Raw genomic sequence first — 13,151 nt, forward strand, 5'->3', positions numbered from 1 at the left:
CTGCATCCGGTGTTTGACGCACAGATTGTCCCCGCAGGCGGCGAACGCCAACCCTTTTTGCGCAGGCCGGGGCAGGGCCGCTGCGTCGCAGCCGGCGCTTGGGCCTGTCCGGGGGTGGCGCGGCACTATATGTTGGTGCGGATGCCGTGTTATGGATCGGCCAGACGAGGCAAATGCTCCCGATGACCCGCCAGACCGACTCTCGCCCCCTTCTCTGCCGCAGCCTGTTCGTGTCACTGCTGGCACTTGCCGCAGTGGTTGTTGTCGATACCGGTCCGGCCCGCGCCGGTTGCAGCGATCCCGGCCGCCCCGGGGTCAACTGGGTCGGCTGCTTCTTCGACGGCCGGCCGATGCAGGGCATGTCGCTGACCGGCGGCCGGCTGCGCGATGCTTCCTTCACCCGCGCCGACGTCACCGGCACCGATTTTTCGGGCGCGGATCTGCGCGGCGCCAAATTCGTCTCGGGCAAGGCCGAGGGGGCGATCTTCGCCAAGGCCGATCTGCAGGGCGCCGATTTCACCCGCTCGAAAGCCGCCCGGGCCGATTTCTCCGATGCAGATCTGCGCCGGGCCCGCTTCTACCGCGCCGATCTGAGCGGTGCCGATTTCACCGGCGCCAATCTGACCGGTGCCGATCTCTATGACGCCAATCTGGAGGGGGCCGTCTGGGTGGACGGCACCACGCGCTGCGGGGAAGGGAGTGTCGGGCAATGCCGCTGACGCTGCGTCGCCATCATCCGGCCGCCATTGCGGCCGCCATTCTGTTTGCCACGGCCGCGCTGCCGGCATTTGCCGATACCGTCACGCTTCGTTTCGTCCAGACCAACGACATCGACCGGATGGAAGAGAAGGACGGCCGCGGCGGTTTCGCACGGGTCAAGGCGGTGCTGAACCAGGTGCGGCAGGAAGGCCCGGCCTTCTTCGTCCATGCCGGCGATACCATCTCGCCCTCGCTGCTCTCAGGGCTCGATCAGGGGCGGCATGTCATCGACATCCTGAACCACATGCCTCCCGATGTGATGGTGCCGGGCAATCACGAATTCGATTTCGGCGCCGAAGTCTTCCGCGCCCGCATGGCCGAGACCCGTTTCGATGTCGTCGCCTCCAACATCCACGAGCCCGACGGCAGCCAGCCGGCCCATACGCTGCCCTACAAGATCGTCGAGCAGGACGGTATCCGCGTCGGCTTCTACGGGCTGACCACCGAATCGACCCGGGTGGTCGCGAAGCGCAGCGCCATCACCTTCGGCGCCAGCCTGGATGCCGGCCGTGCCGCCGCCCGGCAGCTGCGCGAGGCCGGGGCCGATTTCGTGGTCGCCGTGGCCCATACGCCCCTCGACATCGACATGCGTCTGGTGCGCGATGGCGGTACCGATCTGATCCTGTCGGGCCATGACGAACATCTGCTGGTCTTCCATGACGGCCGTGTCGCCCTGACCGAGAGCGGATCGGAAGGCGATCACGTGGTCGTCACCCGCATCGACATCGAAAAGACCGCCGACCGCCTGAGCTGGCGCCCGCGCTTCGAGATCGTCGACACGGGCGGGGTGACGCCGGATCCCGACATCGCCGCCCTGGTGGCACAGCATGGCCGGAGCCTTGGCCCCGCGCTGGATGAACCGGTGGCGACGCTGGCAGCACCGCTCGACAGCCGCCGGGCAACCGTGCGCGGGGGAGAGGCCGCCATCGGCAATCTGATCACCGATGCGATGCGCGATGCCGTGGGGGCGGAGGTTGCGATGATCAATGGCGGCGGCATCCGCGCCGACCGCATCTACGAGCCCGGCACCCGCATCACCCGCCGCGACATTCTCTCGGAACTGCCCTTCGGCAACCGGACGCTCAAGCTGGAAGTGACCGGTACCGAACTGCACAAGGCGCTGGAAAACGGCCTGTCGGGCCTGGACGATCTGGCCGGCCGCTTCCCGCAGGTGTCGGGCATGACCCTGACCGTCGATCCCGCCCAGCCGCCCGGCGCCCGGCTTCAGGAGGTGATGATCGGCGGTGAGCCGCTCGACCCCGACCGGCTCTACCAGCTGGCCACCACCGATTACGTCGCCGGCGCCGGCGACGGCTATGGCGCCTTCGCCACCGCCGAAACCGTGATCGGCCTGTCGGATTCGCAGCTCACCGCCAATCAGGTGATCGACCACCTGGCCCGCAGCGGCGAGGTTGCGCCGGTGGTGGAGGGGCGGATCCGGTTTGTGACGCCATAACCCCTGCCTGCGCCGTCATTCCCCAGCCATACGCCCGGGAGATCCGCCCATGGCCGCCGACGACACCACCCCCCACGGCCTTGCCCGCGGTCTCACCAATTACGGCGACCGCGATTTCGCCCGCTATCTGCGCCTCTCGATGGCGCGGGCGATGGGCCATTCGACCGCACTGCTGAACAAGCCTGTGGTCGGCATCGCCGCGACCTACAGCGAGTTCAACAACTGCCATCGGGGCGTGCCCGAACTGGTCACGGCGGTGAAACGCGGCGTGCTGGCGGCGGGCGGGCTGCCGCTCGAATTTCCGACCATCTCGCTGGGAGAGGTGTTCCTGAACCCGACCAGCCTGTTCTTCCGCAACCTGATGGCGATGGACACCGAGGAGATGATCCGCGCCCAGCCCATGGATGCCGTGGTTCTGGTCGGCGGCTGCGACAAGACCGTACCGGCGCAGCTGATGGGCGCGGTCTCGGCCGGTCTGCCCGCGGTGCAGGTGGTGACCGGGCCGATGATGACCGGCCGCTGGCGCGGTGAGCGGCTGGGCGCCTGCACCGACTGCCGGCGGTTCTGGGCGAAGTATCGCGCGGGCGAGATCGATGCAGACACCATCGCCGAGGTCGAGAACAATCTCGCGACCACCGCCGGCACCTGTGCAGTGATGGGGACCGCCAGCACCATGGCCGCCATCGCCGAGGCGCTGGGCATCATCCTGCCCGGTACTGCCGCAATTCCTGCCGTCCATGCCGACCGGATCCGCGCGGCCGAGGCCTCGGGCACCGCCGCCATGGAGCTGATCCGCCGCGGCATCACCATCCGCGACATCATCACGCCCCGATCGGTCGAGAACGCGTTGCGCGTGCTGCTCGCCATCGGCGGCTCCACCAATGCCATCATTCATCTGACTGCGATCGCCGGCCGGGCCGGCATCGACATCGATCTCCGCCGGCTCAACGAACTTTCGGACACGACGCCGGTGCTGGTCGACCTGAAGCCGACCGGGCCGTTCTACATGGAAGATCTGCATGCGGCCGGCGGCATCGGCGCGGTTCTGCGCGAACTCCGGCCCCTGCTCCATCTCGACTGCATGACCGTGGCGGGCGAGACTCTGGGGGAACGGCTTGGCTCACCGGCGCCCTATGTCGACCGGGCCGTGGTCCGCGCACTCGATGCACCGCTACAGCCCGAAGGCGGGCTGGTGGCGCTGTTCGGCTCGCTCGCCCCGCGGGGTGCGATTCTGAAGCGGGCGGCAGCCGACCCGGCCCTGTTCGAGCGCGAGGGCCGGGCGGTGGTCTTCACCTCGCTCGAAGATCTCGCGGCCCGGATCGACGATCCGGATCTCGACGTCGCGGCCGATGATTTTCTGGTGCTGCAGAATGCCGGCCCCTTGAGCGCGTCGGGCATGCCCGAAGCCGGTTATCTGCCGATCCCGAAAAAGCTCGCCCAGGCGGGTGTGCGCGACATGGTCCGCATCTCGGATGCGCGGATGAGCGGCACCGCCTATGGTACCATCGTTCTCCACGTCGCCCCCGATGCCGCTTCGGGCGGCCCGCTCGCCCTTGTCCGCACCGGCGACCGCATCCGCCTTTCCGTGAAGGATCGCCGCATCGATCTTCTGATCGACGACGAGGTGCTGGCTCAGCGCCGCGGCGAAACCCCGCCCACCGCCATCACCCCGCCGCGCGGCTATGCCCGCCTCTATGCACAGGAGGTGCTTCAGGCCGACCAGGGCTGCGATTTCGATTTCCTGCGGGCAGTGCCGGGGCGGCGCGAGGTCCCTTAGTCGAACAATCGTGCAATATCCGCCATTGGCCTGAACAGCCTCATCGGCTGATCCGGAAAGGCCAGGAAGCTCTCCCGCTCGTAGAATCGACGTGCGATATCATCTTTGGCATCCACGACGACCGCGAAGGAGGCAATTTCGCTCCGAACCGCGCGATAAAGCGCATCTGCCAGCAGGAAGCGGCCATAGCCTTTTCCCTGATGGCGTTGATCAATCGCAAGACGCCCGAGCAGAGTAGCGGGGATCAGCGGATAGCGGGGAAGCTTGCGGTCGACGGCTACCGGCAGTTCGGGCAGGTGCAAGGCAGTGGCCGACAAGGTGTAATAGCCAGCGATTTGGTTGTCTGGAAACAGAAGGACGAAAGGGGCGGCAACCCACTTGCGGGCATCCTGCCCCGCTTGTGTGCGCAAATAACGGTCAAGGGGCTCCGAGCCACTGGCAAAGCCGCTGCGGTCATGCGTGGTTGCCAGCGGTTCGACCCGTAGAGCTTCGTCTTGCATTGTGTCAGATGCCAGTCCGCTGACGATATCGACGGATGGTATCCATCAGGCGATCATTCACCGGGTGTGGTTCGGTGAGCGCCCGGACAAATGCTTCTCCGTCGCGCAACGAAAGATCGATGCGGCGGTGGTCTTCAATTGCCCGGCGGGCTGCGTCCTGCACCGCCGCCAGAACGAAGTCGGTCACACTGCGGCCTTCCAGAGCGGCGGCATGTTCGATCAGCCGCTTCTGTTCGGCGCTGACGCGCGCCTCCAGGCGCTCGCTGCGGGTACGGTTGGCCGAGGATTTCAGGGCGCTCATGGTTGCTGTACTCCTTATCCTCCCATAAATGTACGGCTGGTGGCCGGACGCTTCAAGGCGTTCGAGGCATTAGTAAAGATCATTCCTCACCGCCCGCTCATACTCCGCATCCACCCGCCCGGCATCGGCGTCCGAGCCGCCGGTCAGGGCAGCCTTCATCCGGCCGACCGAGGGCAGGGTGCCGCGGTCGATGCGGGCCTCGGGCTGCCAGAGGCGGGCGCGGTTGATGGCCTTGCCGCAGTGGAACAGCACCTCGTCGATCGTGACCACGATCGCGGTTTTGGGGGTCTTCGCACCTTCCGTCAGCTGCGCCAGAAGCGTGGCCTCGCGAGAGATCCGGCCGCGGCCGTTGATGCGCAGGAAGACCTCCAGCCCCGGAAACAGGAACAGCATGGCCAGGCGGTCGTCTTCGACCAGATTGCGCAGGGTCTCGATCCGGTTGTTGCCCGGCCAGTCCGCGAAGGCGACATGCTGCGGGTCGATCACCTTCACGAAACCCGCAGGGCCACCGCGGGGCGAGGCGTCGAGGCCGTGTTCGCGCCCGCTCGCCAGGCAGAAGAAGGTCGCCCGGGCGATATAGTCTTCGTGGAAGCGGATCAGATGGGGCATCACGCCCTTCTGGATCGCCTCGGACGGCGGATCATAGAGCTGGTCCAGATCGGTCGGGGTGATGTCGGACATGGGCCTTGCCTCCCGCATTCGGATCACTCCGTTCTACGCCGCGGGGCATGGCGGCGCTAATCTGTCGGCGCCAATCGATAGCAGGATGGCGCCATGACCCGCAGCCTTACGCCCGACACGATCGGGAACGCCGTCGACGGCCCCGGCGTCGTCGCCTTCACCGTCGAGCTGAAGCAGGAATTCGACACCAGGGCCCATCGCCATGCCCGCGGTCAGATGATCGGCTGCAGCCGGGGGGTGGTGACCGTGCGCACCGATCAGGGCGCCTGGCTGGTGCCGGCAGGTCATGGCATCTGGCTGCCGCCCTGGCAGCCGCATGGCGGGCGGAGTTTCGGGCCCGGTGCCGGGTGGAGCGCCTATATCCGGCCCGATCTCTGTGCAGACCTTCCGGCACGGCCCCGCACGGTGCGCGTGCCGGCCCTGCTGCGCGAAGCGGTCCTGCGCGCCGCGACCTGGGAAGACGACCGGATGGATGCGGCGCGCCGGCGGATCACCGGGCTGATCCTGGACGAGATCGGCGATCTGCCCGCGGAAGATCTGGGCCTGCCCATGCCGTCGGATCCCCGCCTTCAGCGGATCGCCCAGGCGCTGCTGGAAGATCCGGCCGATCGCCGCAGCCTGGAGGGCTGGGCCAGCTGGGCCGGCACCACCCCGCGCACGCTCAGCCGACGATTCCCGCAGGAAACCGGCCTCAGCTTCACCGACTGGCGCCACCGCGCCCGGCTGATCCGCGCGCTCGAAATGCTGGCGGAGGGCGCATCGGTCACCACGATCGCCTTTGATCTGGGCTATGCCAGCGTCAGCGGCTTCATCGCCCTGTTCCGCCGGACGTTCGGCGTCACGCCGGCCGCGCATCCGATCGTTCCCGGCTTGCAGAGGCCCGTCCGACCGGATAGTTAACCCGCAAGACAGACAGCCATATTCTGACAACATCCATTCAGGGCGGGAACGGTGCCGTGAATCTTCTGTTCGCGCATATCGGGCGCGACGATGGCGTCATCGATGACCGGCGGTCGGCGGCGGCGGTGTCCGCCTCCGGGCTGATCATCCGTCGGCACCATGACGACGGCCTCGCCCTGCTGCTCCAGGCCGGGGCGGCCGGGCCGTCGTCGCGTCCCCCGCGGCCCCTGCCGTGCCGGCCGGGACCGGACGGCAGTGTGAGCCTGTTCGACGGTGCCCTGTACAATGCCGCCGAACTTGCCGCCACGCTCGACCATCCGGCCGGAACGGAGGCAGCTGTCCTTGCCGCAACCGCACTTGCCCGGCAGGGAGAGGCGGCCCCCGCTGGCTGGGTGGGTGATTTTGCGGTCATTCGTTGGGATCCCGCGCGCCGGGAGCTGATCGCGGCGATCGATCAGATGGGCGGCCGGCCGCTGTTCTATTGCTGCCGCCCGGACGGTATCCTGCTTGCCTCCCGGATCGACACGCTTCTGGCCCATCCCGCCGTTCCCCGGGGGCTGGATCCGGAGATTCTGGGGCTGACGCTGGTGGCGGCCGCCCATCGCCGCCCCAATCGCACCGTGCACACCGCGATCGACATGCTGCCGCCGGGGCATGGGCTCACCTGGTCCGACGGTCGTCTGCGGCTCTGGCGGTACTGGCAGCCCGATCCCACCCGCCGGATCCGGTTCCGGCGGAATGACGAGTATGTCGAGGCGGCCCGCCATCTGCTGGAACAGGCGGTCGCCTGTCGTCTGCCGGCCGGTGACGAACCGTTGCTCTGCCATCTGACGGCCGGGCTCGATTCCACCGCGGTGGCGACGACGGCGGCCCGGCTGCGGGATCCCGCGCCCCTGCACACGGTGACCCTGCGCCCGCAGCCCATGGCGGTTTTGCCCAAGGCGCCCGGGCTGATCCAGGACGAGTGGGATGGCGCCCGGCTGGTGCCGCCGCTTTATCCGAACATGGTACCGCATCATCTGGTGGCGCCGGTGCCGACGGAGCCGGATGAAGATCCGGGCGGGCGTTTCCATCGCCGCGACTGGCCGATGAGCTGGCTGTTCTCGGACGGGCTCTACCATCCGACCCCCGATCTGGCGCGCGATCTGGGCGCGCGGGTGGTGCTGACGGGCGAGGGCGGCAATCTGTCGCTCAGCTGGGACGGCCGTCTTGCCATGGCCGATCAGCTTCGTCGCCTGCACCTCCGGGGCCTGGCCACGAACCTGGCCGGGCGGGCACGCCAGGGCAAATCACCGCTCCGGGAATTTCTGGGATGGGCGCTGCTGCCGGCGCTGCCGCCCGAACTGCGGCTTGCCGTGAAGCGCCTTCGGGGGCGGCCGGAGCTCTGGCGTGAACGCAGTGCCCTTGCCCCGGCCCTCGGCGAACGGCTCGCAGAGGGGCGTCTTACCCGCCATGCGCCGCGGCGCAGCGCCTCGCGCGATGCCGATATGCGGATCGGGCTGATCGAGAAGAACACCTTCCTGAATCTCGCGCATTCCGGCCATATGTGGGCCGATCCGGCCGATCGGCGCCATCCGCTCACCGATGTCCGGCTGGTCGATTTCTGCCTGGGGCTGCCCGCGGAGCAGTATCTGAACCGGGGCCGCGACCGCTGGCTCGCCCGACGGGTGCTGGCCGGCCGTCTGCCGCAGGCGGTGCTCGACGAGCGCCGGACGGGCCGGGAAAATGCCGACTGGTTCCAGCGGATGACCATCCGGCGCGACTGGATGATGGCGGAGATCGAACGCTGCGAGGCGTCGCCGCTTGCCCGCGAGGTGCTCGACCTGCCCAGGATCCGGCGACTGATCGAGGCCTGGCCCGCAGATGCAACGCAGGCCTCCCGGCCCGAGACCATGCTGCCCCTGCTGCATGCCGTCGGACGCGGGCTGCGTGTCGGGCAGTTCATCTATCGGGCCGAGGGCGGCAATGGCTGAGGCGCATCATGTCCGGACGACGGCGTTTTCGTCTGTTCACGGCGCCTGCCGCCTCGTATATGTTCGATCGATGAATGATCAACATTAAGGACCTATCAGGCGATGACCGATCGGAACGATGAGCTTTCTGTCAGTGGCAATATGACCTCGGCGGCCTGGTCGACGCCAAGGCTGACGGTCGTGCCGATCCATGATCAGACCGAGGGGAGCGGCAGCCAGGTTTCGGAAGGCCCCCGCACCCGCGATATGAGTTGACCGCCGGATGGGAGCTGCCCGAGCGGGCGCTCATCACCCGCGACGGCCGGCGTCTGCGCCTCAGATCCGCCAGCAGCAGGCCGGCTGACGGCCGCTGGTCGTTCCGTGCCGCGCTTCACCAGGCGCGGGATGCGGATGCGCCCTTCCGGGATGTGTCGCTGGAGGATCCGTCCCTGGCGGCCGGACCGTCTCTGGCCGCCAGCCTGCCGCTGACGGCCGGGATCTTCCATGCCTCGCGCTGCGGGTCGACCCTGGTCGCCAACATGCTGGGCGGGATCGGCGGCGTGCAGATCGCCGACGAGCCGGAAGCATTGCTCGATCTGATGGGGCCGTTCTGGACGCCGGTTCCGGCCGGCGTCAGGCAGGATGATCTGCGCCTCGTGCTGGCCCTGCTCGGGCGTCCGATGATGCCCGAGGCCCGGCATTTCCCTGAGGCCCGGCATTTCCCCGAAGCCCGGCATTTCATGGTGAAGTTCTCGTGCATCGGGCTGGATCGCCTCGGCGAGCTGGAGATGGTCGCCCCTCGGATGCGCAAGGTCTTCGTGATGCGGGATCCGCTGGAGATTCTGGTCTCGAACCTGCGTCGGCGGCCCGGCTGGTCGCTCTCGTTTCACAACCCGATGCGTCGGGCCTTCAGCCTGGGCATGCGGCCGACTGCCGCCGCCGATATGGCCATGGAGACGTTCATCGCCGCCGTGCTCGGGCGGGCGCTGTCTCTGGCGGCGGACAGGATCGCCGCTGCGCCGGCCGAATGGCTGCTGGTCGACCATGCCGAGCTGCCGGGCGCGGTGATCGACCGCATCCTGCCCTGGCTCGGGATCCGGCCGCAGCCGGAAGAGATCCTGGAGATGGAGCGCGAGGCGCGGCTCTATTCGAAGGGCCGCGGCGACCGCAAGGTCTTCGTTCCCGATGGTGAGCGCAAGCGTCGTGAGGCCTCCGCCGCCGAGATGGCCCTCTGTGAGCGCTGGATGCGCGAACCTCACGACCGGCTTCGGACACTCTGGCGGATGCAGCCCCGGTCAGGCACCTCTCCACACCCCCAGGTCGACAACCCCCAGGTCGACAACCCCGAGGCCGACAACCTCAAGGCGCACGCCTTGCAGACGCACCGCCGAGGGTATAGGTAAGGCAGGCGTGCCGATGGCTGTCGTCGCGGCCGCGTTTCGGTTATGTTCCAGTGAACCCGGAACCCCGCGTCCAGACCAAGAGAGCCGGCCCCTCCGATGTCCGATCCGTTCAGCCTGCCGGAAGCCTCGGTGCCGCAGCATCCTGCGCGCGGTGCCGGTGCGTCCCATGCCCATGCCTATCTCGACGGGCTGAATGCCGAGCAGCGGGCCGCGGTGGAGGCGCTGGACGGGCCGGTTCTGGTGCTGGCCGGCGCCGGCACCGGCAAGACCCGGGTGCTGACCACAAGGCTGGCGCATCTGGTCGATACCGGCCGCGCCCGGCCCTGGCAGATTCTGGCCGTCACCTTCACCAACAAGGCCGCGCGCGAAATGCGCGAGCGGGTGGGGCGGCTGATCGGCGCGGAAGAAAGCGGGCTCTGGTTCGGCACCTTCCATTCGCTGTGTGCCCGCATCCTGCGCCGGCATGCCGAGCTGGTCGGGCTCACCTCCACCTTCACCATCCTCGACACCGACGATCAGGTGCGGCTGGCGAAGCAGGTGATCCAGGCGGCCGGCGTCGACGAGAAGCGCTGGCCGCCCAAGGTGCTGGTCGGCGCCATCCAGCGCTGGAAGGACAAGGGCTGGCAGCCGGGCCAGGTGCCGGGGGCCGAGGCGCACGAGCTGGCCCGCGGCCGCGGCGCCGATCTCTACGCCGCCTATCAGAAACGGCTGAAAGAGCTGAACGCGGCCGATTTCGGCGATCTGCTGATGGAATGCATCCGGCTGTTCCGCGAACATCCCGACGTGCTGGCCGACTGGCAGCGCCGCTTCCGCTACATCCTGGTCGACGAGTATCAGGACACCAACGTCGCCCAGTATCTGTGGCTGCGCCTGCTGGCCCAGGCCCATCACAACATCTGCTGTGTGGGCGACGACGACCAGTCGATCTATTCCTGGCGCGGTGCCGAGGTCGGCAACATCCTGCGCTTCGAAAAGGATTTCCCCGAGGCGACGGTGATCCGGCTGGAGCGCAATTACCGTTCCACCGGCCATATCCTGGCCGCCGCCGGCGCCGTGATCGCCAACAATGAAGAGCGGCTGGGCAAGACGCTCTGGACCGATGACGGCGAGGGCGAGAAGGTCCGGGTGCAGGGCTGCTGGGATGGCGATGAAGAGGCCCGCTTCGTCTCGGACGTGATCGAACATCTGCGTGCCCAGGGCATGTCGCTCGCCGACATGGCGGTGCTGGTCCGCGCCGGCCATCAGACCCGCGCTTTCGAAGACCGCTTCGTGACCATCGGCCTGCCCTATCGGGTGGTGGGGGGCTTGCGCTTCTTCGAGCGCGCGGAGGTGCGCGATGCGCTGGCCTATATGCGCCTGATCATCACGCCCGCCGACGATCTGGCCTTCGAGCGGGTGGTGAACGTGCCCAAGCGCGGGCTTGGCGACACCTCGGTCCAGGCGGTGGCGGTGGCGGCACGGGCGGCCGGTCTGCCGATGCTGCTGGCGGCGGCCGATCCGGTGGTGGTGGGCGGGCTGCGACCCCGGGCGCGTGCGGCGCTGGCCGATTTCACCCGCATGATCGCCGGCTGGCGCGAGGCCCTGTCCCACGAGCCTCATGGCGAGGTGGTCCGGCAGATGCTGGATGAAAGCGGCCTGACCGGCATGTGGCAGACCGAGAAGACGCCCGAGGCCCAGGGCCGGCTCGACAATCTGAAAGAACTGGTGCGCACGGTCGAGGAATTCGACAGCCTGCCGGCCTTCCTGGAACATGTCTCGCTGGTGATGGATACCGATACCCGCGCCGGCGAGGACATGGTCAGCATCATGACCCTGCACGGTGCCAAGGGCCTGGAATTCGACACCGTTTTCCTGCCGGGCTGGGAGGAGGGCGTCTTTCCCCATGAACGCGCGCTGGAGGAAAGCGGCCGTGACGGGCTGGAGGAAGAGCGGCGCCTGGCCTATGTCGGCATCACCCGCGCCCGTCGCCGGGCGGTGATCAGCTTCGCGGCCAACCGCCGGGTCTACAACCAGTGGCTGTCGGCCGTGCCGTCGCGCTTCGTGGAAGAACTGCCGGCCGAGCATGTCGAACTCTCCGGCCAGACCGGCGTCTATGGCGGCAACCGCGCTGCCGGCTGGCAGCCGGCCGGGCGGCGTGCCGACCCTTACGCCCAGACCAGCCCCTATGCCCAGACCGAGGTCTACGACCGCGCGACCCGGCTGGCCGACGACGTCACCACCCGCACCATCGACGGCACGGCGGTTCGGGTGGAACGGGGCGGCATGTCGGTGACACCCCGGCGCCCGGGACCGTCCAGCGGTCGTACCCCGGGACAGGCGGCGGCTGCCGCCAAGGCCGCCGGCACCTCGTCCTTCAAGATCGGCATGCGGGTGTCGCATGCCAAATATGGCACCGGCTTCATCGAACGCATCGAAGGCGACAAGCTGCAGGTGGTGTTCGACGGGGTCGGCCGGAAGAAAGTGATCGATCGCTTTGTCGAGCCCGTCTGATCCCGCCCGCCTGGTCTGGCGGCTGACCCTGGAGGTTCCGGGTCTGGAGCATGTTTCCGCGGTCGAGACCGCGCTGGAGCCGTTTGTTGAAAGCCTCACCAGTTTCGAGGTGATCGAGGACGGGTTGTGGTGGCGTGTCACCGGCTATGCCCGGGGCCCCCGGCCGGATATGGCCGAAATCGCGACCCGCATATCCCTGACCGCGGCCTCGGAAGGCATCGCACTCGATACACCCGTGCTTGACCAGATCGAGGATCGCGACTGGGCGAGCGAGGTGCTGAAGAGCTTCGTGCCGATCCATGCCGGCCGGTTCGTCGTCCATGGCAGCCATCTGGATGCGGCCGAGGTGGTTCGCCCGGGTGCGATCGGCATCGTGGTCGATGCCGGTCAGGCCTTCGGTTCGGGCGAGCACGGCACCACCCGCGGCTGCCTGACCATGATCGACCGGCTGGCCCGACGCGGCAAGCCGGTGGGCCGGGTGCTGGACATGGGCTGCGGCTCTGGCGTGCTCGCCATCGCCGCGGCGCGCCGCTTCAACCCGCGCCGGCTGCGCCGCCGGGTGCTGGCGGTCGACAATGATCCGCGCTCGGTTGCGGTGACGGCCGAGAACATCCACATCAACCACGTCCGCGACCGGGTGATCCCGCTGATCTCGGAAGGTTTCCGCCGGCCCGAGGTCATGGCCCACGGCCCCTATGACCTGATCCTCGCCAACATCCTGGCCCGGCCGCTCGCGCGGATGGCGCCGGTGGTGGTGCAGCATCTGGCGCCGGGCGGCCGGCTGGTGCTGTCGGGGTTGACCCCTCGCCAGGACAGCTGGGTGCTGAACGCCTATCGCCGTCGCGGCCTGGTGCTGGACAAGCGCCTGGTGCTCGATGGCTGGACCACGCTGATGATGCGGCGGGCACCCCGCCGCGCCTGACCTGCTTCCC

The 13,151-nt window shown here is 68.3% G+C and carries 12 protein-coding genes; 9 read left to right on the forward strand and 3 right to left on the reverse strand.

The window, feature by feature from the left end:
• Window positions 1–182 precede the first annotated feature (182 nt).
• From P7L68_RS11530 to P7L68_RS11540, 3 genes are read left to right on the forward strand one after another with little or no spacing between them, the layout of a single operon-like run.
• Window positions 183–719, forward strand: coding sequence for a pentapeptide repeat-containing protein (locus P7L68_RS11530; protein ID WP_372005423.1), 537 nt, complete (start codon window positions 183–185; stop codon window positions 717–719).
• Complete coding sequence (locus tag P7L68_RS11535) at window positions 710–2,215, forward strand: bifunctional UDP-sugar hydrolase/5'-nucleotidase (protein WP_372005426.1); 1,506 nt, start codon at window positions 710–712, stop codon at window positions 2,213–2,215. Before P7L68_RS11530 ends, P7L68_RS11535 begins: the two co-directional genes overlap by 10 nt.
• 49 nt (window positions 2,216–2,264) lie before the next feature.
• On the forward strand, window positions 2,265–3,992 hold the full coding sequence (locus P7L68_RS11540) for an IlvD/Edd family dehydratase (protein WP_372005429.1): 1,728 nt from the start codon (window positions 2,265–2,267) through the stop codon (window positions 3,990–3,992).
• On the opposite strand, the gene P7L68_RS11545 is transcribed toward P7L68_RS11540, so the two are convergent.
• The 3 genes from P7L68_RS11545 to P7L68_RS11555 form a co-directional block, all read right to left on the reverse strand.
• A complete protein-coding gene (locus P7L68_RS11545) occupies window positions 3,989–4,492 on the reverse strand; it encodes a GNAT family N-acetyltransferase (RefSeq protein WP_372005431.1) in 504 nt (167 codons plus the stop codon). The two genes, P7L68_RS11540 and P7L68_RS11545, sit on opposite strands and share 4 nt — an antisense overlap.
• 4 nt (window positions 4,493–4,496) lie before the next feature.
• On the reverse strand, window positions 4,497–4,793 hold the full coding sequence (locus P7L68_RS11550) for a DUF1778 domain-containing protein (protein ID WP_372005433.1): 297 nt from the start codon (window positions 4,791–4,793) through the stop codon (window positions 4,497–4,499).
• Between the two features lie 69 nt (window positions 4,794–4,862).
• On the reverse strand, window positions 4,863–5,474 hold the full coding sequence (locus P7L68_RS11555) for an MSMEG_1061 family FMN-dependent PPOX-type flavoprotein (protein WP_372005436.1): 612 nt from the start codon (window positions 5,472–5,474) through the stop codon (window positions 4,863–4,865).
• Between the two features lie 93 nt (window positions 5,475–5,567).
• Here P7L68_RS11555 and P7L68_RS11560 point away from each other — a divergent pair, with 93 nt between their 5' ends.
• The 6 genes from P7L68_RS11560 (at window position 5,568) to P7L68_RS11585 (ending at window position 13,141) form a co-directional block, all read left to right on the forward strand.
• Window positions 5,568–6,374: a helix-turn-helix domain-containing protein gene (locus P7L68_RS11560; RefSeq protein ID WP_372005438.1), complete on the forward strand. Its 807-nt coding sequence runs from the start codon at window positions 5,568–5,570 to the stop codon at window positions 6,372–6,374.
• Between the two features lie 56 nt (window positions 6,375–6,430).
• Window positions 6,431–8,347: an asparagine synthase-related protein gene (locus P7L68_RS11565; protein WP_372005440.1), complete on the forward strand. Its 1,917-nt coding sequence runs from the start codon at window positions 6,431–6,433 to the stop codon at window positions 8,345–8,347.
• A gap of 102 nt (window positions 8,348–8,449) precedes the next feature.
• Window positions 8,450–8,602: a hypothetical protein gene (locus P7L68_RS11570; protein WP_372005442.1), complete on the forward strand. Its 153-nt coding sequence runs from the start codon at window positions 8,450–8,452 to the stop codon at window positions 8,600–8,602.
• Window positions 8,599–9,729 carry a hypothetical protein gene (locus P7L68_RS11575; protein WP_372005444.1) on the forward strand — a complete coding sequence of 377 codons (1,131 nt, stop codon included), beginning with the start codon at window positions 8,599–8,601 and terminating at the stop codon, window positions 9,727–9,729. The genes P7L68_RS11570 and P7L68_RS11575 overlap by 4 nt, the downstream gene beginning before the upstream one ends.
• A gap of 96 nt (window positions 9,730–9,825) precedes the next feature.
• A complete protein-coding gene (locus P7L68_RS11580; protein WP_372005447.1) occupies window positions 9,826–12,219 on the forward strand; it encodes an ATP-dependent helicase in 2,394 nt (797 codons plus the stop codon).
• Window positions 12,203–13,141, forward strand: a complete 939-nt coding sequence (locus P7L68_RS11585) for a 50S ribosomal protein L11 methyltransferase (protein ID WP_372005450.1) — start codon at window positions 12,203–12,205, stop codon at window positions 13,139–13,141. The genes P7L68_RS11580 and P7L68_RS11585 overlap by 17 nt, the downstream gene beginning before the upstream one ends.
• The last annotated feature ends 10 nt before the right edge of the window (window positions 13,142–13,151 follow it).

The sequence above is a fragment of the Tistrella mobilis genome (assembly GCF_041468085.1).
GTDB classification, from domain to species: Bacteria; Pseudomonadota; Alphaproteobacteria; order Tistrellales; family Tistrellaceae; genus Tistrella; species Tistrella mobilis_A.

What these genes read in the sequence shown, in the direction of transcription:
- P7L68_RS11530 (WP_372005423.1), top strand. Translation starts at nt 183, where the DNA reads ATGACCCGCCAGACCGACTCTCGCCCCCTTCTCTGCCGCAGCCTGTTC.
- P7L68_RS11535 (WP_372005426.1), top strand. Translation starts at nt 710, where the DNA reads ATGCCGCTGACGCTGCGTCGCCATCATCCGGCCGCCATTGCGGCCGCC.
- P7L68_RS11540 (WP_372005429.1), top strand. Translation starts at nt 2,265, where the DNA reads ATGGCCGCCGACGACACCACCCCCCACGGCCTTGCCCGCGGTCTCACC.
- P7L68_RS11545 (WP_372005431.1), bottom strand. Translation starts at nt 4,492, where the DNA reads ATGCAAGACGAAGCTCTACGGGTCGAACCGCTGGCAACCACGCATGAC.
- P7L68_RS11550 (WP_372005433.1), bottom strand. Translation starts at nt 4,793, where the DNA reads ATGAGCGCCCTGAAATCCTCGGCCAACCGTACCCGCAGCGAGCGCCTG.
- P7L68_RS11555 (WP_372005436.1), bottom strand. Translation starts at nt 5,474, where the DNA reads ATGTCCGACATCACCCCGACCGATCTGGACCAGCTCTATGATCCGCCG.
- P7L68_RS11560 (WP_372005438.1), top strand. Translation starts at nt 5,568, where the DNA reads ATGACCCGCAGCCTTACGCCCGACACGATCGGGAACGCCGTCGACGGC.
- P7L68_RS11570 (WP_372005442.1), top strand. Translation starts at nt 8,450, where the DNA reads ATGACCGATCGGAACGATGAGCTTTCTGTCAGTGGCAATATGACCTCG.
- P7L68_RS11580 (WP_372005447.1), top strand. Translation starts at nt 9,826, where the DNA reads ATGTCCGATCCGTTCAGCCTGCCGGAAGCCTCGGTGCCGCAGCATCCT.